The organism is Bifidobacterium pluvialisilvae (assembly GCF_019331695.1).
Taxonomy (GTDB): Bacteria; Actinomycetota; Actinomycetes; order Actinomycetales; family Bifidobacteriaceae; genus Galliscardovia; species Galliscardovia pluvialisilvae.
Genome location: NZ_JAHBBI010000010.1, coordinates 14,296 through 35,559 on the forward strand (window position 1 = coordinate 14,296; position 21,264 = coordinate 35,559).

The window sequence follows — 21,264 nt, forward strand, 5'->3', positions numbered from 1 at the left end:
ACGTCGGCATTCGCATCGGCGTCCATCGTCGAAACGGTTCATGCGTCGTCGGCACCGTCGACGACGTCATTGTCCGTCGACGGTGCCGTAACGATGACGGCATTACCACGCCACCGACGCGACGACGTCGTCACAGCGTGAACGTATGGATGTCGTTGCTGGCGGGGCCGGTGCTCGACCTCGGGATGAACGTGGACCTGAGGAACTTCGTGGACGTGGCACTCGCCTCCGGGCGCGTGTGCCGCAGTTGGGCGATGATGTCGTCCACGGCGAGCTCGGCCGGCTCCTTGCGGGGCAGGCGCACGGTGGACAGCGCCGGCGTGACCAGCGAGCTGACGGGTGTGTCGTCCACGCCGATCACCGAAATCTCCTCGGGGATGCGGATGCCGCGCGCCTGCAGCGCCTTGATGAACCCGATGGCGAGGATGTCGTTGTAGGCGATCACCGCCGTGGTCGGGTTGCGCATGAACTCCTCGCTGTAGCGGTAGCCGCCGCTGTACGACGGCGCCTCGGACGCCACGCGGCGCAGGCGGATCCCGTGCTGCGAGCACAGTTCCGAGAGCGTGCGCCAGCGCCGGCCGTCCTGCCACGAGGCCTCCGGCCCGGAAAGGTACGTGATCTCGTCATGGCCGAGCTGTATGAGATGCTCCACCGCCTCCGCAAGCCCCTGCCGGGCGTCGGGGATGATGGACTGCACGCCGCGGATGGGCCGGTTCAACGCGATCAGCGGCTTGATCTCGGCGAGCTTCCTGACCGTGGCGTCGGACGATCTTGACGAGGTGAGGATCAGGCCGTCCACGTGGTTCATGGCCAGGTTGAGGGCCTTGCGTTCGATGAGGTTCGTCTCCTCGAAATCGATGACCAGCAGTCCGAACCCCTTGCGCAGGCATTCGTGCTGGGCGCTTTTCACATAGTCGGCGAAGATGGGGTTGCCGAGGTCGGCCACCGTGATGGCGATGAGCCCGTTGAGATGCTCCGAATCGGTCATGTTCAGCGACGTGACCGCCTTGACGCGGTATCCCAGCCGGTCGGCGGCCTCGCGGATGCGTTTCGCCGTCTCGGCGCTCACCCTGCCGGGGCGTGCGAAGGCGCGGGAGACCGTGGAGGGTGAGACGCCGACGAGGCGTGCCACGTCACGTATCGTCACGGGTTTCCTGGCGTTCGACGGGGCGTCGTCGGTCGAAGTCGTCGTGCTTGATGCCGTCGTGCTTGATGTCGTCGTATTCGATGTGGCGTCCGTCGTCGTTGACCGTAGGTCGTCGTTCACGTCCTCATTGGCGTTTTCAGATGAAGTCATGCATCGCTCCCGAAGTGTTTTCCTAATGGAATATTACCCTACCGTTTTCCCTCACGTCATGATGGTACGGCCGAGGCGTGCAAACGCTGGCAACTGGACGCCGGCCCGGTGCCGCAAACCCATAATCGAAAGTGGAAGACAACAAACAAAGGAGTTTCTAGCATGGTAAACGCAGATAGGTTGCTGCCTGCCGACCCGCACACCCGCGACATCGCGCGTGAACTGTACGCCGAGGTCAAGGACCTTCCCATCATCTCCCCCCACGGCCACGTTCCGGTGGAATGGTTCCACGACAAGGACTACCACTTCGCCAACCCGACCGAACTGTTCATCACGCCCGACCATTACGTGACCCGCATCCTGCATTCGCAGGGCGTGCAGCTCAAGGACCTGGGCGTCGGCCAGAAGGACTTCACCGAGGAGCAGTCCAAGCACGCGTTCGAGCTGCTGGGCAAGTACTGGTACGCCTACGTCGGCACCCCGATGCAGTACTGGTTCGACGATGAGCTGTCGACCGTCTTCGGCATCGACAAGCCGTTCGGCCCCGACACCGCCGGCGAGATCTACGACGAGATCAACGACGACCTGAAGCAGCCGGAGTTCTCCACCCGCGCCCTGGTGAAGAAGTTCAACATCGAGTTCATCTCCACCACCGACGACACCCTCGACGACCTGCACCTGCACGACGAGACCAACGCCGACCCCGACTTCCCGGCCCGTCTGGCCCCGGCCTTCCGCCCCGACCTCTACCTCGAGCCCTACAAGACCGCCAACTGGGCGCATGAGGTCGAGAAGCTCGGCGAGGTCGCCGGCATCGACGCCACCACGTACGCGGGCTTCACCGAGGCCCTGCGCCGCCGCCGCCAGTACTTCAAGGCCCACGGCGCCGTGCTGTCCGACCACTCCCACGCCGACGTGCGCACCGACCGCCTCTCCGACACCGAGGTCAACCGCCTGTTCAAGCAGGCCATGGCCGGCAACATCACCCCGGAGGAGGGCGACAAGCTGCGCCGCCACTTCTTCGCCGACCAGGTGGAGATGGCCCAGGAGGACGGTCTGGTCATGACCGTGCACCCGCACGTCCACCGCGACTACGACCCGCAGAACCTCGCCCAGTACGGCGTGAACATCGGCGCCGACATCCCGGCCAAGGCCGAGTACGCCGTCGACCTCAAGAGCCTGCTCAACAAGTACGGCAACAACCCGGACTTCCACTTCGTGGCGTTCACCATGGACGAGACGGTCTACTCCCGCGAGCTCGGCCCGCTGGCCGGCTTCTACCCGAGCCTGTACGTCGGCGCCCCGTGGTGGTTCCTCGACTCCCCGGAGCCGATTCTGCGCTACTTCGACTACATCACCACCGCCGCCGGCTTCACCAAGCTCTCCGGCTTCATCGACGACACCCGCGCCCTGTGCTCGATCCCGACGCGTCACGACACCAACCGTCGTCTGACCGCCCGCTTCGTCTCCGGCCTGGTCGCCGATCACCGCCTGAGCATGGACGAGGGCAAGAAGGTCATGCGCGACTCCGTGCAGGCCGGCCCGCGCCACGTCTTCAAGCTTGACTGATTCCGCCCATCACGCTGCCGTGGCCTCCTTACGGGGAGGTCGCGGCAGCGTCGCCGGCGTTGGCCAAGGCAAATATTGGCACGGCCTACGTCGGGAATATCCCATATTATAAACTGATTATAACGGTGGTCGCCAATGAAGGCGGACGCCGATATCGACAGGAAGGAACGTTTTCCATGGTTCTTCATCTCACCGATGACTTCAAGGCCAACGCCGCCGACTGGGAGGCCGCCGGCATCAAGCTCCCGCAGTACGATCCCGCTGAGGTCGCCGCATACACCGCCGACCACCCCTACTGGGTGCACTTCGGCGCCGGCAACCTGTTCCGTGAGGTCCACGCCCTCATCGCCCAGGACCTGCTCAACCAGGGCCTGACCAAGTCCGGCATCATCGTCGCCGAGACGTTCGACGCCGACATCATCGAGGATTCCTTCAAGCCGTTCGACAACCGCGGCCTGTCCGTCATCCTCAAGTCCGACGGCTCCATCGACACCGAGCTCGTCGCCTCCGTGGCCGCCTCCTACGGCGTCAAGAAGCACGACGAGGTGTGGGACGGCCTGGTCAAGGTCTTCACCAACCCGGAGCTGCAGTTCGTCACCGTCACCATCACCGAGAAGGGCTACGCCATCAAGAACAACGACGGCGAGCTTCTCCCGTGGATCAAGCCGGAGGTCGAGAACGGCCCCGACACCGCCGTCTCCGCCATGGGCGCCATCACCGCGCTGCTGTTCGAGCGCTTCAAGGCCGGCGCCAAGCCGATCGCCATGGTCAGCACCGACAACTTCTCGCAGAACGGCGACCGCTTCCGTTCCGTCATCGTCGAGTTCGCCGAGCTGTGGGCCAAGAAGGGCTTCGTCTCCGAGGACTTCGTCCGCTACGTCGACGATCCGGAGCAGGTCTCCTTCCCGCTGAGCATGATCGACCGCATCACCCCGAACCCGGCCGAGTCCGTCTCCAAGCTGCTCGCCGAGAAGGGCTTCGGCGACAACAAGATCTTCCACACCGCCAAGGGCACCAACGTGGCCCCGTTCGCCAACTCCGAGGAGACCTGGTACCTCGTCATCGAGGACTCCTTCCCGAACGGCCGTCCGGCCCTCGAGAAGGCCGGCGTCTTCCTGGGCGACCGCGACACCGTCAACGACTCCGATGAGATGAAGGTCACCACCTGCCTCAACCCGGTGCACACCGCCCTGGCCGTCACCGGTCGTCTCATGAGCTACGACTCCATGAGCGAGACCATCGCCGACCCGACCCTCAAGGCCCTGGCCGAGCGTCTCTCCTACAAGGAGGGCCTGCCGGTCGTCACCGACCCGGGCATCTTCTCCCCGAAGGAGTTCGCCGAGAAGGTCATCGACGTTCGCGTCCCGAACCCGAGCCTGCCCGACTCCCCGGTCCGCATCTCCACCGACACCTCCCAGAAGGTGCCGATCCGCTTCGGCGTGACCATCAAGAAGTACGTCGAGTCCCCGGACCACGATGTCAACGAGCTGGTCGCCATCCCGCTGGCCATCGCCGCATGGCTGCGCCTGCTGCTCGGCAAGGACGGCAAGGCCACCGACGACAACGGCAACGAGATCACCCTGAGCCCCGATCCGCGCATCCCCGAGCTGCAGGCCGACCTCGCCCCGCTCACGCTGGGCGGCGACCTGTCCAAGGCCGACGAGGTGCTCAAGCCGATCCTCGCCGACACCACCCTGTGGAACGTGGACCTCACGCAGACCCCGCTCGCCGAGAAGATCGTGGGCTACTTCAAGGAGTTCGCGGCCGGCACCGGCACCCTGCACCCCGTCATCGACAAGGAGCTCGGCCTCTGAGCCAGGCCTCCCAAGGTCAACGGCTCCCCGCATGATTGAAGGGGAGCCGTCGGCCCCACGAGCGGCGCATGGTCGCGCCGCCCGCCGCAATCCGTGACAATTCACGACAATCCGCACCGTAACAGCACCGTTGCGGTGTAAACCGAAAACTGTATAACCACCGAAAGCAAAGGATCAACCGCTATGAAGATGGGTTTCCGTTGGTACGGCGAGGGTAACGACACCATTTCGCTGGACGACATCCGCCAGATCCCGGGCGTCGAGACGATCGTCTGGTCGCTGCACCACAAGCAGGCCGGCGAGCTGTGGGAGCCGGAGGAGATCGAGGCCGAGATGAAGAAGATCACCGGCCTTTCCGACTACGACCGCAAGCACGGCATCACCAAGACGTTCAACGCCGACGTCGTCGAGTCCGTGAACGTGCACGAGTCCATCAAGACCGGCAAGACCATGCTGGGCATGAGCCGCGACGAGGCGCTCGACAACTACATCAAGACCATCGAGAACCTCGGCAAGGCCGGCGTGAAGGTCGTCACCTACAACTTCATGCCCGTGTTCGACTGGCTGCGCACCGACATGTTCCACCCGTGCCCGGACGGCTCCACTGCCCTGTACTACGACGCCCACAAGGTCGCCGAGCTCACCGACCCGCAGAAGCTGATCGACGAGACGCTCGAGGGCGCCAACGGCCTGACCATGCCGGGCTGGGAGCCGGAGCGTCTGGCCCACCTGCCCGAGTTCATCGAGGCCTACAAGGGCATCGATCACGACAAGTACTACGAGAACTACAAGGTGTTCCTCGACGCCGTCATCCCGACCTGCGAGAAGTACGACGTCAAGCTGGCCGTGCACCCCGACGACCCGGCCTTCGACCTGTTCGGCTGGCCGCGCGTGGTCTCCTCCAAGGAGGGCATCCAGCGCGTGCTCGACCTCAACCCGAGCCCGTACAACGGCCTGTGCCTGTGCCTCGGCTCCTTCTCGTCGCGCCGCGGCAACGACCCTGTCGACGCCGTCAAGACGTTCATGGACCGCATCCACTTCTCGCACGTGCGCAACATCAAGTTCCTCGACGAGGCGGGCAGCTTCTCCGAGGTCGGCCACCGCGCGTCCGAGGGCGACGTGGACACCATCGGCATCATGAAGGCGTACGCCGAGGCCGACTACCAGGGCTACATCCGTCCGGACCACGGCCGTCACCTGTGGAACGAGAACACGCCGGAGCACAAGCCGCGTCCGGGCTACGGCCTGTACGACCGCGCCCTGGGCATCCAGTACCTGCTGGGCGTGTGGGACACCGTCAAGTACAACAAGTAACGCACTGACTTCCTCGCTTCGGTGGCAGCCGGAACGAGGGATACCTTCCTATCGATGAAGGCCTGCGCGAATCGGTCGAACGACCGGACGCGCAGGCCTTTTTCATATGTGCAGGTTCATCCTCGCAGAACCCTCCGTCTGTGATTTCCCGGTGTCGGTCATAACGCGAATGCCTCAGCCCCGTCGCATTCCCGGGCGTTCGGCGCTACCCCTGCCGTTGCTCCGCCCTCTGCGCACGGCGGTAGGCGCTGGGCGTCATCCCGTAGGCGCGTTCGAACGCCGCGCACATGCTGCGCGAATCCGCGAATCCACTCGAACGCACCACCTCGGCGATCGGCACGGTCGAGCGCGCTATCCGCCGCTCGGCGTCCTGCAGACGCAGCCGGGTGACGAACTGTTTGAATCCCATGCCCGTCGCCTCCTTGAACAGACGGCTGAAATGCTCGCGGCTGTAACCGAACCGCGCAGCCACGTCCTGCGCCGTCAGCGGCTCGGCATAATGGCTTTCGATGAACCCGACGACCTGTATGAACACATGGCGGCCGTTGCGTACGAGTTCCGGCCGTCTCACGCCGACGACGAATTTCGAATACACGAGGTACAGGATCTCGTAGAGGATCGCGTTCAGCTGCAGCGTCTTCAGCGTTCCCGGCCGCTCATGCCATTGCGCGGCCTTGATGACGAGGTCGGTGAGGCGCTGCCGGTCGTCGTCGGTAGCGGTGGGGCTCATGAAGTCGACGAGGTTGCGGTCGGCGTACGGATACGATTTCTCGACGATGTCGTTGTTGAACGTGATGGAGACTCCGCTGTAATAGCCGACGTCGGTGAGCTTGGCCTCGTGGATCGCATACGGGCTGATGAGCGTGGTATGCCCCGGGGCGGTCTCGATGATCGACGAGTCGATGGTCCATGTGGCTGTACCGGCGAAGCAATGGGAGAGCTCCAATCCCCGATGCCAGTGGGGGCGCACCGATTCCCCTCTGACGTTGTGCATCAGGATCAGGGCGGGGGAGTCCTCCGGATAGATGTTCTCCTCGAGATAATCGTCGGTGATCACCCGGTTGTACGGATAGTCGTGGTCGTCGGTCATGGTCGGGCTCCCGTCGTCTCGTATGCCTTCACCGTTTCCGTGCCGTCGTCGGCCTTCGTTGTCGGAATGCCGCCTTCGGCATGACATCGTCGGCATGATGTCTACGATTCGTGACGCGGAAAATGCATAATGTGATGTTATCTTCGTATTTCCGTAATAATACATCACAAAATCATATTTTCTGAATCACATAATGATTACCGGCGATGAAATCATGCCCCTACGATGATGAACATCACATGGCTGCGAAGGGTCGCGGCCATGGAGGAAATGACAAGGTGGTCATCAACGAAGGAGAGGGCAATGACGTCACAGACCAGTTCCCGGCATGACGATCTCGAGGAAATCGTCGATCCGGTCATCAAACGCAGAATCATCATCGTATGCGCGGCCGCCGCGATCGGCGGCGTGCTGTTCGGCTTCGACACCGCCGTGATCAACGGCGCCGTGGACTCGATTGCCGGCACCGCGACCGGCTTCGGCCTCAACAGCTTCATGAGCGGCATCTCCGTCTCGTGCGCGCTGCTCGGCTGCGTGCTCGGCGCCTGGTTCGCCGGCAAGCTGGCCGACAAGTACGGCCGCATCCACTCCATGCTGTTCGCCGCCATCCTGTTCATCGCCAGCTCCCTGGGCTCCGCGCTCGCACCCGAGATCTGGTCGTTCATCGTGTTCCGCTTCATCGGCGGCCTTGGCGTCGGCCTGGCCTCTGTGCTCGGCCCCGCCTACATCGCCGAGGTCTCGCCGACCAAGATGCGTGGCTTCCTCACCAGCTTCCAGCAGTTCGGCGTCGGCATCGGCATGCTGGCCTCCACCATCACCAACAGCATGTTCGCCAAGGGCTCCGGCGGCGCCGACTCGCCGTTCTGGTTCGGTCTCGCCACCTGGCGCTGGATGCTGCTCATCATGATCGTGCCGTCGGTCGTCATGTTCGCCGTGTCGCTGCTGCTGCCCGAATCGCCGCGCTACCTCGTCATGAAGGGCCGCGACGAGGAGGCCGCCGCCACGCTCAAGCGCATCAACGGCGTGGTGAACCCCGAAGCCAAGATCGCCCAGATCCGCGCCACCGTCGGCAGCGAGAGCGGTGCGAAGCTGCGCGACCTGCGCGGTGGATTCCTCGGCCTGAAGAAGGTCGTGTGGATCGGCATCCTCGTGGCCCTGTTCCAGCAGTTCTGCGGCATCAACATCATCCTCTACTACGATTCGAGCATCTGGCGTTCCATGGGCTTCTCCGAGCAGGTCGCGCTTGACATCTCGCTGTACCGCACGCTCGCCGCATGGATCCCGATGATCGCGTCCATGATCCTGCTCGACCGCATCGGCCGCAAGAAGCTGCTCGCCGCCGGTTCCATCGCCATGACCGTGTTCCTGCTCATCGCCACCGTCGGCTTCTACCACGCCTCCATGCAGGACGGCAACTTCGTGCTCCCCGGCATCTGGGCCCCGATCGCCATCTTCGGCATGTACGCGTTCTTCCTGTCGTTCAACTTCAGCTGGGGCGCCGGCATGTGGGTCGTCATCGGCGAGATCTTCCCGAACAACATCCGCGCCATCGGCGTGGCCGTGGCCACCGCGTTCAACTGGATCGGCAACTTCGTGGTCTCCACCACGTTCCCGCCGCTGCGCGACACCATCGGCGTCGGCAACGTGTACCTCGCCTACACCGTGTTCGCGCTGCTGAGCTACCTGTTCGTCAAGAAGGTGCTGCCCGAGACCAACGGCGTGGCCCTCGAGGACATGAAGGCCGAGTGACCGAATCCATTCGCCTGTGCGCCGGCCGCGCCGACATCGGCAGGCCGGCGCATTGCGTAACGCATGACAACGATGCATGAAGATTAAGGAGACCATGATGAGCAACCGATACGCCACGGCCGAAGGAGTGCCGTACACCGACTGGACCGAGATCGACGGCGACCTCGGCGACTGCCCCGAACCGCTGCGTTCGGCGATCCTCAAGTCCCGCGTGGACTTCGCCGACGGCGACGCCTCCCGCGTGCCGTTCTGGCACACGCCCGACGACGTGGACGTCATCGCCGACCTGCCGTACGCCGACGACGCCGACGAGGTGCGCGGCCACCGGCTCGACCTCTACCTGCCGCACGAGGCCGTCGTGCGAGGCGGCCAGACGATGCCCGTATACGTCGACATCCACGGCGGCGGATTCGTCTACGGCCACAAGGAGCTCAACCGCAACTTCTGCACGCACCTGGCCTCGCGCGGATTCGCCGTGTTCTCGGTGAACTACCGTCCCTCGCCGCAGACCGACTTTCTCGGCCAGCTGCGCGACGTCGCGCAGGCGCTCGCCTGGATTCGCGACCATCGCGCCGAATACCCGATCGCGCAGGACGGCGTCTGGCTCACCGGCGACTCCGCCGGCGGATGCCTCGCGTTCTTCACCGCCGCCGTCGAACGCTCGGCGTCGGTCGCCGCCGCTCTGGGCGTCGAGGCCAGCGGCATCGGCGTGAACGGCGCGGCGCTCGTCTCCGGCCTGTACAACCTGCTGCCGTACGTTCCGGCCGCCGGCGGTGCCGCCGCCACGGCCGCGGGGGAGGACGACCCCAAGACCATCCTCGACGCCATGTCGTCCACGTTCTTCGCGCCGCTGGCCGACGTCGACCGTTCGGCCGTCGACGTCGCCGAAATCGTGCGGTCGGTCGACCTGCCGCCGCTGTTCCTCAACACCAGCAGCGACGACTTCATCCAGTCGGAGACCCTGCATCTGGCCGCGCTGCTGTCGGAGGGCGACACCGACTTCGAACTGCACGACTGGAAGACCGCGCCCGCCGAAACCCTCGGCCACGTGTTCCCCGTGTGCATGAGCTGGCTTGAGGAAAGCGGCGTCGTCCTCGACCTCATCCGCGACTTCACCTACTCAAGGCTGTGACGGTCATTCGTCCGGATGCGAAAAGCTCCGCCTTCCGATATTCCGGAAGGCGGAGCTTCGTTCTATTGCTTCACGTTGATGGTCACTCCACGTTGGCGTGGTTGGCGTTGGCCTGGGCGTCGGAGACGTTGTCGCGGCGGGAGAGCATGAGGCACAGGGCGTCGAGCGCGATGTGCACGCTCTGGTCGAACAGCGAGCTGAGCAGCTGGATGGAGCCGCCGGCCTCGCCCTTCACGCGGCCCGGCACGAGAATCACGGCGTCGGCCGCGTCGGCCAGGGGGGATTCCGGCTTCGACGTGACGGCGATCACCTTCACGCCCAGCTTCTTCGCGGCCTCGGCGTCCTCCACGGTCTTGCGCGTCTTGCCCGAGCCGGAGATGGCCAGCAGCACGTCGCCCTCATGCATCGACGGGCAGATGGTCTCTCCCATCATGTAGCTCGTGTAGCCGATGTGCATCATGCGCATCGCGAAGCTGCGCGCCTGGAATCCGGAACGGCCCTCGCCCGTGGCGTACACGCGGTCGTCGCGGCCGATAAGGTCGCGCGCGGCCTCGAGGTCGGCCTCGTCCATCTTGGCGATGACGCCGGAGATCTCATCGACGATCTGGTCGAGAATGCGGTTGTCGTTGGTCATGATATCTGCTCTTTTCCTGATTTGTTCTGCCTTGGATTATTCGGATGGTTAGGAATTCGTGACCTATGGTCGTTGGCCGGCGAGCCGATGTCGTTGGCCGGCAGCGACTACGCGCACAGCGCCCTGCATTCGGCGGCCGCCGCGGCGATGTCGTCGGCCTTGGTGATGGCCGACCCCATGATGGCGATCTCCACGCCCTCAGCGGCAAGGCCGGCAAGCTGGTCCTTCCTGATGCCGCCGGCGATGGCGATGCGTCCGATCTGAGGGTAGCGTGCCTTGAACGCCCGCACCTGGCCGACCGGATCGGCGGTCGCGCCCGAATCGACCGACGTGTGCAGGCAGTAGACGGCGTCGGGGAAGACCGAGATCCTCTCGATGCGGTCGTCGTCGCATTCGAGCAGGTCGATCATCATCACGCCGTCGTGAGCGGCGGCCGACTCGTAGCAGACCTTCAGCGTGCCGAGCGACGACGAGCCCATGACGGTGAGGTACCTGAATCCGCAGTCGAATCCAAGATCGAACTCGTATTTGCCCTCATCGCAGGTCTTGATGTCGCCGAGCACGGCGGTCTCGGGCCGGACCTCGTGCGCGGCCCCGATGAGCGGGGCGAGAGCACGGACGCCGAACTCCTTGGTCAGCGACGTGCCGATCTCGATGACGTCGGCCGATGCGGCGACCTGGCGGATGATGGCTTCTGCGCGAGGGATGTCCACGCGGTCGATGGCTACCTGCAGTTTCACAGCGATACTTCCTTTCGCGGGGTTTCGGCGATGAACCGTTCAAGCTCGGCGCGGGTGGGCAGGCCCTCGGAATCGGAGACGCTTGTCACCTGGATCGCGCCGACGGCGTTCGCTCGCTCCAGCAGATGCTCGGCGTCAAGGCCTTCGAGCAGGGCCGTGATCGCACCGGAGGCGAAGCCGTCGCCGGCGCCGACCGTATCGACCACGTCGACCACGAAGCTCGGCACCACCGTCTCCACGCGCTCGCCGTCCTCGTTGCGCTCGAACAGCGCGGAGCCGGCGTCGCCCAGCTTGATGATGACCTTCTTCACACCCATGTCGAGATAGAAGTCGGCGATGTCGCGCGGGTCCTGTCGGCCGGAGAACAGCTGGCCCTCGGAAAGGCCGGGCATGAACACGTCGGACTTGGCGGCGAGCTTGTTCGTGGCGTAGATCATCTCCTCCTCGCTGTGCCACAGCGTCGGACGGGGGTTCGGGTCGAAGGTCACGAGCGCTCCGTGCGCGCGGGCCTCGTCGATGAGGCGAGATTCGGTCTCGTAGGTGTTCGGGGCGAGCGCGGCGAACACGCCGGTGACGTGCAGCACCTTCACGCCGTCGAAGTCCACGTCGTCCACGATGTCGGGCGTGGTCCTGCTGGCGGCGCTTCCGGCACGGAAGTAGATGACCTTCGGGTCGCCGTCGGGCAGCACCACCTTGAGCTGCGAGCCGGTGGAGGCCTTCGTCGTGCGTCGGATGTTGCCGGTGTCGATGTCGATGGTGTTCATGTAGTCGACGATCATGTCGCCCTGCCAGTCCTCGCCCAGCGTGGTGACGTAGCTGACCGAGTGGCCCTGGCGGTTCGCGCCGATGGCCACGTTGAACTCGCATCCCGCCATCTGCGTCGGCAGGTTACGGGCCTCCATGTAGGTCTGGTCGGAATCGGCGATGAGGTTCACCATGGGTTCGCCGATGGTCATGACTTCTGCCATTGTGGTTTCCTTACGTTTCTTCGTTCGTTATATGCGATGTCGTGCGATGTCGGCTTGTATGGCCGCCGGTCAGGCGAGGGCGGCGCGGACGATGTCGAACTGTTCGGCGACGCGGTCGGCGGGGATGGGGAACTCGAGGAACACGGGAACGTCGTCGCCCAGCTGCGCGACGAGCTCGCGCCAGTCGATGACGCCGTCGTCGAGCATCGTCGTGACGAGGTCCTCGCGCTTCTCGGCGCCGTTGGCGTTCTTCAGATGGAACACGGTGATGAACCCGTGCAGGGCGGCGAACGCGGCGTCCGGGTCCTCGTCCCTCCACAGCCAGTTGCCCAGGTCGAAGGTGTAGCCGATGGCGCTGCCGGCGTCCTTGATGTTTTCCAGCGAGGAGGCGGTGCAGACGAACGTGCCGTTCTCCGGAGTCTGGTCGTTCTCGATGGTCACGCTCACGCCGTATTCGGCGGCGAGCGCGTCGATGCCGTGCAGCACGTCGGCGCTGACGTCCTTCACGTCGCCCTGGTTGAGCTTGACGTTCTTCGCGCCCATGCGCCTGGCCTCGGCGAAATAGGTGGCCAACTCGGGGTTGGCGGCGCCCTCCGCGGTGATGACTTCGGGCACGGAATAGAACAGGCCGAGGCCGCCGGCCCTGCGTGCCGCCGCGATGCGGTCGAATTCGACGTCGGCGTCGATGCCGTCCGCGCCGACGATGTATTCGCGGCGGACTTCGGCGAGGCCGGCGCCGAGATCGGCGATGCGGGGGAGCAGCGTCGACTGCGGGACGCCGTTCGCGAGGTCGGAGAGGTATACGAGCGTGTTGATGCCGAGAGCGGTCATGATGGATTTCCTTGGTTTCTTTGGTGTGTGGGTGTGGTGTGTGGTGCGGAATCAGGGAAGAGCAGGGGAGGGTCGTGGGCGGCCGGGGAAGGGGCCGGCCGCCCACACGGAGGTGGAGGTCAGAGGTGAAGGTCAGAACAGCAGCAGACCGGCGAGGCCCATGATGGGGAAGGTGCAGGCCCAGTAGACGGGAACGCCGTTCTTGAGGAAGGTCTTCGGTTCGAGGCCGGTGTAGCCGACCGACCAGGTGTTCCACGACTGGGTGATGCAGGAGGAGATGCAGGTCATCGACGGGACCACGAGCAGGGCGAAGAGGAACCAGGCGTTGAACATGCCGGTCGCCATGAAGATGCTGATGACGGCCGAGCCGGCGCCGTAGAGTTCCAGCGGGCCGCGGAACAGGGCCAGCGGGGCGAGGATGCAGAACGCGAGGCCGAGGATGAACGTGCTGTTCGGGATGAGCGGGGTGAGGATCGGGCCGAAGTCCTTCATCACGGTGACGGCGATCTCCTGGAAGAAGCGCAGCACGAGCAACATGATGATGAGCGGGCCGATGTCGCCGATGGCGGTCTTGGCGGTGGAGTTCAGCATGGCGCCGAATTCCTTGATGGACTTCATGTGGCCGGTGAACGCGAAGGTGAGGATGGTGGCGAGCATGAGCGCGGGCACGGCGTTCCACTGCAGGATGATGCACAGGGCCACGGGAACGATCGGCATGATGTAGGTCCATACGGGCACGTCGGGGATGTCCGTCGGCTGCTCGTCGGGGTCACCGACCTCGTACGGGGTGCCGTTCTTGATGGCCTTGGAGTTGATGAGGATGAAGATGATGACGCCGAGCATCTGCACGAGCAGGGCGGCGATGCCGAAGCGCAGGTAGTGGGTGCCCCATTCGACCACGGAGCCGTCGGGGGACTTGTAGTCCTGGTAGAAGGCGGCGAACTGCACGAACAGCACGCTGTTGACCCACATTGCGGCGCCGATCGAGAGGGTGAACACGGGGACGGCCACGCGCTTGGGGACGCCGAGGCGGCCCAGGATCGGGAAGAGGATGACGCCGATGGCGATGGCGGAGCCGACGCCGTAGGCGCTGGTGAAGATGAGGCAGGTGACGGCGGCCATGCAGATGGTGGCGAGCACGGGGTTCTTCTCGCCGACCTTGGCGGTGCGGTAGGAGATGGAGGCGGCGATGCCGGTGTCGACGAGCACGCGGCCGAACCATGCGCCGCAGACGATCTGGATGATCGTCGGACCGTAGGTCAGTGCCGGCTGGGCGAAGATGTCCTCCACGAAGTCGAACGGCTTGCCGACTCCGAACGCCACGCCGAGGAAGTAGATGAGCAGCCAGACGATGGTCTGCACGAAGAATCCGATGGTGAGGTTGCCGCCCTTCATCGCGTAGACCGCGAAGACGGCGAAGGAGAGAATGAGCAATGCGGCCATCACCCAGATAATCATGGCGCTCCTCCTTGAGCTGTGTTCTTTCGAACGTCGGACGATTCGCGAGGGGAATCGACGTTGTCCGCTGGCAGATACTATACCGAAACGATGTTGTGTGTACCGGTTTCGTAAACCGGTTGATAAGTACTATACGACGTTATTGTTTACCGGTCAACTAAACCGGTGTACTCTTCGATTCTCGTTAGATATGTGAGGGATAACAACCAAGTATTCGCAGTGCTTTCTTCGGCGTGTCGCAAAGCATGGCGAAAACACGACGCAACCCCTGCCGCACGAATGGCGAGATATCCATATACTCATATATCCGTATACTCGTATGTCCGGCATCGAGACTCATGAATCGTCATATGCGGATGCATCGATTGATTCATGAACGCGGCTTTCATTCACGAACCGAAAGATGCGCCCGCATCCGCCGATTCGTGCGGCCGTTTTGGGCTCGCGAATGTGGATATGCGCCGATATCCCCCGATTCGGGAATTCGGCATGTGTTCACGAATCGAAGGATGCTCGTGCATTTGTCGATTCGTGGAGGCATTTTCTCTCGATGAATGTTGGAATATCGGGCTATCGATTGATTCGTGAACGTGGCGGTTTGATATGAACCATGGGATATGTGTATATTCGCCGATTCATGAACATGGCATATGCGCGCGAATGGTGATATGTGCGTATATCTGGGGATTCGTGCATGAAAAGGCCGCGTGCGAATGGGAGGATGTGCGTATATCTGGGGATTCCTGAATGAAATACCTGCTCGCAAGTGACGGAATATATGCGCATCGGACGATTCGTGAACGGTTGTCGTATCCGTCAACGACGGGATATGCGATATATGGCGATTCGTGCACGGGCCGCGCTTGTGAACGGAGGTGTTCGCTATACCTCGGTGGTGGAGGCGTAGATGCACAGCTCGGCGGGAAGCTCCAGAAGCTCGTATGGCGAATCGTCGCCGTCGTAGATGCGTGCGGCGAGCTTGGCGGCGCAGGTGCGTCCCATGCGCACCGGGTTCTGGTCGAGGCATGTGATGCCGCGGCCGCTGTAGCGCGCCCAGCGTTTGGTGGCGAACGCGCACAGCCCGATATGCCCGTCGAGCGCGGCCGGATACGCCTCGAATATGTCGCACATGCCGTCCTCGTTGTTCGAGAACAGGCAGACCCTGCGTCCGGCCTGCTCGGCCATGATCCGTTCGAGGCCGGTCTCGAGACCTGCGAGGTCGTTGTATTCCAGTACTTCGCCGCTGATCGTGCCGCTGATTGCGCCGGTCGCCGTATCGGCAGCACCGGCAATATCGGCAGCACCGGCCGCGCCGGCAGCCGCACCATGCGCGGCGATATACGACCGGAACGCCGTCACTCGCGTCACTCGCGTGGTGATGGCCGCCGCCGGCTGCGTGACGAACACCACATGGTCGAACCGCTGGGCGACGAGATGGTCGAGCATCTCATCGACGCCGGCCGCGTTGTCGGTGGTGATGCAGTCGCAGACCACCGGCTTGATGAATCGGTCGAGCGTCGCCATCGGCGGATTGCCGTCCTTCGTGGCGAATTCGGTGAGGTAGTCGTCGTTGTCGCCGGCGGTGTTCACGATGAGGCCGTCCACCTGCGAGTCGAGCAGCGATTCGATGGCCGCGCGCTCGAGCGCCGGATTGTCGTCGACGTCGCTCACCAGCAGCTGGATGCCGCGCGCCCGGCACTCGGCCTGAATGCCCTTGAGCAGCTGCGAGCTGAACGGATTGCTGATGTTCGCGATGGTCACGCCGATGAGATGGCTGTTCGAGGCCTTGAGGCTCTGCGCCATCTTGTTCGGCCGGTAGCCGAGCTCCTCGATGGTGGCGTCGATGCGCTCCTTCGTCTCGGCCGACATGTAGTCGTACTTGCCGTGCAGATACCGCGAGATCGTGGTCTTCGAGACCCCCACCGCGGCCGCCACGTCAGCGATGCTGGGCTTGCGGTTCGCCTTTGACTGCCTCATGTCGCAATATCCTCCGTGTGGTGAGAATCTGCATTCACTGTACCCGACGCCCGGTGCGGCGCCATGCACGGCGTTTCCGCCGGCGCGTTCGGGTGAACCGGCGTCGAATTTTGAAAAACGTGCCAACAACCGCCTACGAAAACTACTCTCAGGATAGTATGATGTGTACCGGTTGAGTTCAAGGTTCGAACTTGGATCGAAAAAACTATACATTGATTGAACAGAGGGATTTCTCATGACGTTGAGTGAATCAACTGTGGCTATTAAGCCGGGAAAGGTGCTGCTGGTCGGTGAGGCGATGGCGCTGTTCACCGCTGAGCAGGAAGGCGACCTGGCCGAGGTCGAGTCGTTCGGCGCCTCGGTGGCCGGCGCCGAGCTGAATGTGTGCGTTGGCCTTTCCCGTCTGGGGCAGAAGCCGGTGTACATGACCAAGCTCGCCCACGACCCCGCCGGCGACCGCATCCGCAACTTCATGGAGAAGAACGGCATCGACACCTCGCTCGTCTCCTACAACGACGATCGCCTCACCGGCTTCATGATGAAGTCCAAGGTGAGCCACGGCGATCCGAAGACCGCTTACTGGCGCAAGAACTCCGCGGCCTCCACGCTGTCCCCGGCCGATGTGGACGCCGTCGACTTCTCCGACATCTCGCTGGTGCATCTCACCGGCATCCTGCCCCCGCTGAGCGAGACCACGCTGGCCGCCGCCAAGGAGCTCATCGTCAGGGCCCGCGAGAACGGCGCCTACGTGTCGTTCGACCCGAACCTGCGTCCCGCCATCTGGCCGAGCCTCGACCTCATGCGCAAGACCCTCGTCGAGCTGGCCTCCCAGGCCGACCTGGTGCTGCCGGGCGTCGGCGAAGGCCGCGAGCTGTTCGGCGCCGACGATCTGGAAAGCACCGCCCAGGCGTTCATCGACAACGGCGCCAAGCTCGTCGTCGTCAAGGACGGCCCCGCCGGCGCCTACGCCACCGACGGCAAGGAGTCCACGTACGTGCATGGCTTCGTGGTCGACCATGTGGTCGATACGGTCGGCTGCGGCGACGGCTTCGCCGCCGGCACGCTCTCCGCGCTCATGGACGGCAGGACCGTGGATGAGGCGCTGGAGCGCGGCTGCGCGCTCGGCGCCATCCAGACGCAGTTCATCTCCGACAACGAGGGCCTGCCGACCCCCGAGGAGCTGAAGGCGTTCACCGAGTCGCACCCGCGCGCGAAGTAGGCGCAGAGTCGGAAGCGGAAGCAAACGCAAGTCGTGCATGATCGAACGCAAGCGCGATAATCAACCTGTTGGCAATAACTCAAAGGAGTATCACTATGGCAGATAAGACCAACGAAGAGCAGCTGGCCTACTTCTCCGAGCTTGGAGTCGTCCCGCTGGTCACGCTGCACAGCGTGGAGGAGGCCGTTCCGCTGGCCCAGGCCCTCGAGCGCGGCGGCATCCCGGTGGCCGAGGTCACCTTCCGTTCCCCGTACGCCATCGAAGGCATGAAGCGCATCCGCGACGAAGTGCCGGGCGTCACCCTGGTCGCCGGCACCGTGCACACCGTCGAGCAGGCCAAGGCCTCCATCGAGGCCGGCTGCAAGGGCCTGGTCACCCCGGCCTTCACCCGCAGCATCGTGGACTACGCCCTCGAGAACGACATCCTCGTCCTCCCCGGCACCGCCGTCCCGTCCGACGTGGACGACGCCTACCAGCTGGGCCTGCGCTACGTGAAGTTCTTCCCGGCCGAGGCCTACGGCGGCGTGAAGACCCTCAAGGCCCTCAACGGCCCGTTCGCCGAGATGAAGTTCCTGCCCACCGGCGGCGTGAGCCTGAAGAACGCCGAGGAGTACATCAGCCTCAACAACGTGTTCGCCATCGGCGGCTCCTTCCCGGTGCCGTCCGCCGCGCAGAAGGCCCACGACTGGGACGCCATCGCCCAGGCCTGCGCCGACGCCCGCGCCCTCGTCAAGCCGATCATCGACAAGAAGAACGCCTGATTCCGACGGCCTGACTTCGATCGATGCATCGGTCGATGATTATCGAACGCCCGCATCCGCCGATTACGGCGATGCGGGCGCTTTCGTATCGGCATCCTCGTTTTTCGTTGATATTCCGCCTTTTTTGCGGTTTTGCGGCGGCGTCGCCGCAAGCCGGCGAACGCCGTCGTGATGTTGCCATGGCGTTGCCAAACGAATGCCGTTTTCGGATGTGACCGCTATCACACTTGATATGCAAATTATGGCAACGCACGACGGCAAATGCCGGCAAGGGCCACAATGAACATGAAACTACTTCTCGAAAGTGGAAGGTCGTCATCGACGTCCGCGCACTGGCAGCGCGGATGACGGACGGTGATTCGTCAAACCTGGCAGTAAGGCGGATCCTCGGGACGGCCAGCGGTGCAAGGGAGCACTCTTGCACCCGAATGAAGCTAACGCGGACCATGAAGGTCCGTGTTGGAGAAGGAAAGGGTAAAAAACAAAATGGCCTCCAACCTTAACAAGTGGCCCTACAAGGCTCACGAAATCAACATCGGTCGTGGTATCCAGTACGGCATGCTCGACCTCATGGGCGGCGGCTGGAACAACATCGTTTCCGGCGTCATCTTCGCATACCTGACCCTGGCACAGGGCTTCAACCCCGCAATCGCCGGTGGCATCGCCGCCGCCGGTCGTATCGTGGACTGCATCTGGAACCTGTTCCTCGGCCTGATCACCGATAACTTCTACCACACCAAGCTCGGTCAGAAGTTCGGCCGTCGTCACTTCTTCATGCTGCTCGGCCTGATCCTGTTCGCCTGCGTGTTCCCGCTGTTCTGGATCAACTCCACCTCCGCGGCCTACTACCTCGCGGTCTACATCGCCATGGAGGTCATCATCGCCATGATGATCGTCCCGTGGGAGTGCCTGCCCACCGAGATGACCCGTGACTACACGCTGCGCACCACGCTGTCCGGTTCCCGCATGGTGATCTCCGCCACCGGCACCGCCCTCGTGTTCCTCATCCTGGCCGCCCTGAAGCAGGCCAACAACCCGAACTCCTACCTGATCGCCGGCATCGCATGGACCGTCCTGTTCGTGGTCGCCATCGCCATCTCCACGTTCGGCACCTGGGAGCGCCCGCTCACCGAGGAGTTCATCAAGGAGCTCGAGTCCCGTCCGAAGCAGTCCGTCGGCCAGTTCCTCAAGGAATCCGTCACCGGCTACGTCGACACCTTCAAGAACCAGGCCTTCCGTACGCACCTGGCCGTCTACCTGCTGTCCTTCACCGGCAAGGACTTCTACTCCACGCTGCTGCCGACCTTCATCGTCTGCTGCATCTCCGGCGCCGGCGAGTCCTGGCCGTGGACCTTCCAGGCCATGTCCATCCTCGGCATCCCGATGACGATCCTGTGCGCCAAGCTCATGATCTCCCACGGTCCGCGCTTCCTGTTCCGCCTGAGCTACGTCTCCATCCTCGTGGCCATGGTCGCCTACGTCGGCGTGTGGGCCGCCGGCATCCACAACCCGTTCTGGATCTTCCTCATCGTCTCCATCGTGTACCAGTGCGGTCGCGCCACCCTGGAGTTCACCCCGTGGAACCTGTTCCCGTTCATGCCTGACGTCGACTACATCATGACCCGTGGCGACCGTGCCGGCCTCTACGCCTCCGTGATGACCTTCTTCCGCAAGTCCACCGGCGCCATCGCCACGTGGGTCGCCGGTCTGCTCCTCGAGTTCACCGGTTACAAGGCCGACACCATGAAGAACTTCCAGACCACCCCGCACAACGTGCAGGTCGGCATCGTGCTCGTGTTCTTCCTCGGCACCTGCGTCCTGATCGCCTGGGCCCTGTGGATGTCCCGCCGCATCTACCTCGACCGTGAGACCCACGGCATCCTGAAGGCCGAGATCGAGCGTCTCGAGGCCGGCGGCTCCAAGGCCGACGTCACTCCGGAAGCCCGCAAGATCGCCGAGGAGCTCACCGGTCACCCGTACGAGAAGCTCTGGCCGGATCTGGACAAGAACGGCCTGCCGATCGAGAAGATCTGATGATCGCCAGGATCTGAAGATCCCATAACGGACCTGTTCCGTTCCCCGAGCCGCGCGACGCGATTCGCCGAACGCGGCTCTTTCCATACCTTTCAACGAAAGAAGCAAATCATGTCACAGATCATCCTCTACAACGAGAAGATCGACAAGATGGTGTTCATCCAGGCCGAGATCAACGACGGCAAGGTCACCTTCACGGGCCTCGACCAGGCCGGCGAACTCGACTTCGCCACCCCGGCCGACCAGATCGAGCCGACGCTCGCCGCGCTGACCACCGCCGACACCTTCACCCTCAACGAGGGCCTTGACGGCAAGTTCAAGTCCATGACCTACGGCGAGTGGGAGGCCCTGCGCTGCGCCCAGGCCTCCGCCGGCATCAAGGCCAAGGTCGACGAGCTCGACGTCGCCGACGACGTGAAGGCCGAGATCAAGGGCTTCTTCGACTCGTTCACCAAGTCGATGACCATCAAGTACATCCAGGGCAAGCGCTCCTGGGGCCAGATCTACGGCGAACTGTTCGAAGACTTCTCCAAGCTCGCCAAGTGACGTTCCCCGTGCGGTGACGGCCACGCCGTCGCCGTTCCCCCGGACGGGGCGCATGACGTATGAAGGGTTGCGTACGTCGTCGTGCATCGTCCGACCATAGTCGTCGCGGTTTTTATCGGTTTGCCGCGATG

Annotated in this window: 18 protein-coding genes; 10 read left to right on the forward strand and 8 right to left on the reverse strand. The window is 63.6% G+C overall.

What is annotated here, in order from left to right; all coding sequences use genetic code 11:
• Positions 1-130: 130 nt before the first annotated feature.
• The gene (locus KIH77_RS08330) at positions 131-1,297 is read right to left on the reverse strand and encodes a LacI family DNA-binding transcriptional regulator (RefSeq protein WP_219100910.1); all 1,167 of its coding nucleotides are present in this window, start codon (positions 1,295-1,297) and stop codon (positions 131-133) included.
• A 162-nt stretch (positions 1,298-1,459) separates the two neighbouring features.
• Between KIH77_RS08330 and uxaC the strand changes: the two genes are divergently transcribed.
• The 3 genes from uxaC to uxuA all read left to right on the forward strand — a co-directional run bounded on the left by uxaC (position 1,460) and on the right by uxuA (position 5,994).
• Positions 1,460-2,866 (forward strand): glucuronate isomerase, encoded by a 1,407-nt coding sequence (gene uxaC, locus KIH77_RS08335; RefSeq protein WP_219100912.1) that lies wholly within the window; start codon positions 1,460-1,462, stop codon positions 2,864-2,866.
• A gap of 176 nt (positions 2,867-3,042) precedes the next feature.
• Positions 3,043-4,680 carry a mannitol dehydrogenase family protein gene (locus KIH77_RS08340; protein ID WP_219100913.1) on the forward strand — a complete coding sequence of 546 codons (1,638 nt, stop codon included), beginning with the start codon at positions 3,043-3,045 and terminating at the stop codon, positions 4,678-4,680.
• 183 nt (positions 4,681-4,863) lie between these two features.
• On the forward strand, positions 4,864-5,994 hold the full coding sequence (gene uxuA, locus KIH77_RS08345; protein WP_100510648.1) for a mannonate dehydratase: 1,131 nt from the start codon (positions 4,864-4,866) through the stop codon (positions 5,992-5,994).
• Between the two features lie 205 nt (positions 5,995-6,199).
• Here uxuA and KIH77_RS08350 read toward each other — a convergent pair whose 3' ends face one another.
• Positions 6,200-7,084: an AraC family transcriptional regulator gene (locus tag KIH77_RS08350; RefSeq protein WP_163199967.1), complete on the reverse strand. Its 885-nt coding sequence runs from the start codon at positions 7,082-7,084 to the stop codon at positions 6,200-6,202.
• Between the two features lie 303 nt (positions 7,085-7,387).
• On the opposite strand from KIH77_RS08350, the gene KIH77_RS08355 reads away from it, so the two are divergent.
• Entirely contained in the window at positions 7,388-8,833 is a 1,446-nt protein-coding gene (locus KIH77_RS08355) for a sugar porter family MFS transporter (protein WP_163199968.1), read from the forward strand.
• A gap of 94 nt (positions 8,834-8,927) precedes the next feature.
• Entirely contained in the window at positions 8,928-9,965 is a 1,038-nt protein-coding gene (locus tag KIH77_RS08360; protein ID WP_163199969.1) for an alpha/beta hydrolase, read from the forward strand.
• Between the two features lie 82 nt (positions 9,966-10,047).
• Here the strand turns inward: KIH77_RS08360 and hxlB are convergent, their stop codons facing one another.
• The 6 genes from hxlB to KIH77_RS08390 all read right to left on the reverse strand — a co-directional run bounded on the left by hxlB (position 10,048) and on the right by KIH77_RS08390 (position 16,573).
• On the reverse strand, positions 10,048-10,599 hold the full coding sequence (gene hxlB, locus KIH77_RS08365) for a 6-phospho-3-hexuloisomerase (RefSeq protein ID WP_163199970.1): 552 nt from the start codon (positions 10,597-10,599) through the stop codon (positions 10,048-10,050).
• A gap of 107 nt (positions 10,600-10,706) precedes the next feature.
• Positions 10,707-11,339, reverse strand: coding sequence for an orotidine 5'-phosphate decarboxylase / HUMPS family protein (locus KIH77_RS08370; RefSeq protein ID WP_163199971.1), 633 nt, complete (start codon positions 11,337-11,339; stop codon positions 10,707-10,709).
• Positions 11,336-12,307 carry a sugar kinase gene (locus KIH77_RS08375; RefSeq protein ID WP_163199972.1) on the reverse strand — a complete coding sequence of 324 codons (972 nt, stop codon included), beginning with the start codon at positions 12,305-12,307 and terminating at the stop codon, positions 11,336-11,338. Before KIH77_RS08375 ends, KIH77_RS08370 begins: the two co-directional genes overlap by 4 nt.
• Positions 12,308-12,376: 69 nt before the next feature.
• On the reverse strand, positions 12,377-13,138 hold the full coding sequence (locus KIH77_RS08380; protein ID WP_163199973.1) for a sugar phosphate isomerase/epimerase family protein: 762 nt from the start codon (positions 13,136-13,138) through the stop codon (positions 12,377-12,379).
• A gap of 132 nt (positions 13,139-13,270) precedes the next feature.
• A complete protein-coding gene (locus KIH77_RS08385) occupies positions 13,271-14,596 on the reverse strand; it encodes a gluconate:proton symporter (protein ID WP_163199974.1) in 1,326 nt (441 codons plus the stop codon).
• A gap of 882 nt (positions 14,597-15,478) precedes the next feature.
• Positions 15,479-16,573: a LacI family DNA-binding transcriptional regulator gene (locus KIH77_RS08390; protein ID WP_163199975.1), complete on the reverse strand. Its 1,095-nt coding sequence runs from the start codon at positions 16,571-16,573 to the stop codon at positions 15,479-15,481.
• A 256-nt stretch (positions 16,574-16,829) separates the two neighbouring features.
• Here KIH77_RS08390 and KIH77_RS08395 point away from each other — a divergent pair, with 256 nt between their 5' ends.
• From KIH77_RS08395 to KIH77_RS08415, 5 genes are all read left to right on the forward strand, one after another.
• Positions 16,830-17,792, forward strand: a complete 963-nt coding sequence (locus KIH77_RS08395; RefSeq protein WP_243386740.1) for a sugar kinase — start codon at positions 16,830-16,832, stop codon at positions 17,790-17,792.
• Between the two features lie 95 nt (positions 17,793-17,887).
• On the forward strand, positions 17,888-18,553 hold the full coding sequence (eda, locus tag KIH77_RS08400) for a bifunctional 4-hydroxy-2-oxoglutarate aldolase/2-dehydro-3-deoxy-phosphogluconate aldolase (protein ID WP_100510659.1): 666 nt from the start codon (positions 17,888-17,890) through the stop codon (positions 18,551-18,553).
• 35 nt (positions 18,554-18,588) lie between these two features.
• Positions 18,589-18,768 carry a hypothetical protein gene (locus KIH77_RS08405; RefSeq protein ID WP_133119530.1) on the forward strand — a complete coding sequence of 60 codons (180 nt, stop codon included), beginning with the start codon at positions 18,589-18,591 and terminating at the stop codon, positions 18,766-18,768.
• A 271-nt stretch (positions 18,769-19,039) separates the two neighbouring features.
• On the forward strand, positions 19,040-20,587 hold the full coding sequence (locus KIH77_RS08410) for an MFS transporter (RefSeq protein ID WP_165777250.1): 1,548 nt from the start codon (positions 19,040-19,042) through the stop codon (positions 20,585-20,587).
• A gap of 111 nt (positions 20,588-20,698) precedes the next feature.
• Positions 20,699-21,133, forward strand: a complete 435-nt coding sequence (locus KIH77_RS08415; RefSeq protein ID WP_219100915.1) for a hypothetical protein — start codon at positions 20,699-20,701, stop codon at positions 21,131-21,133.
• Positions 21,134-21,264 lie beyond the last annotated feature (131 nt).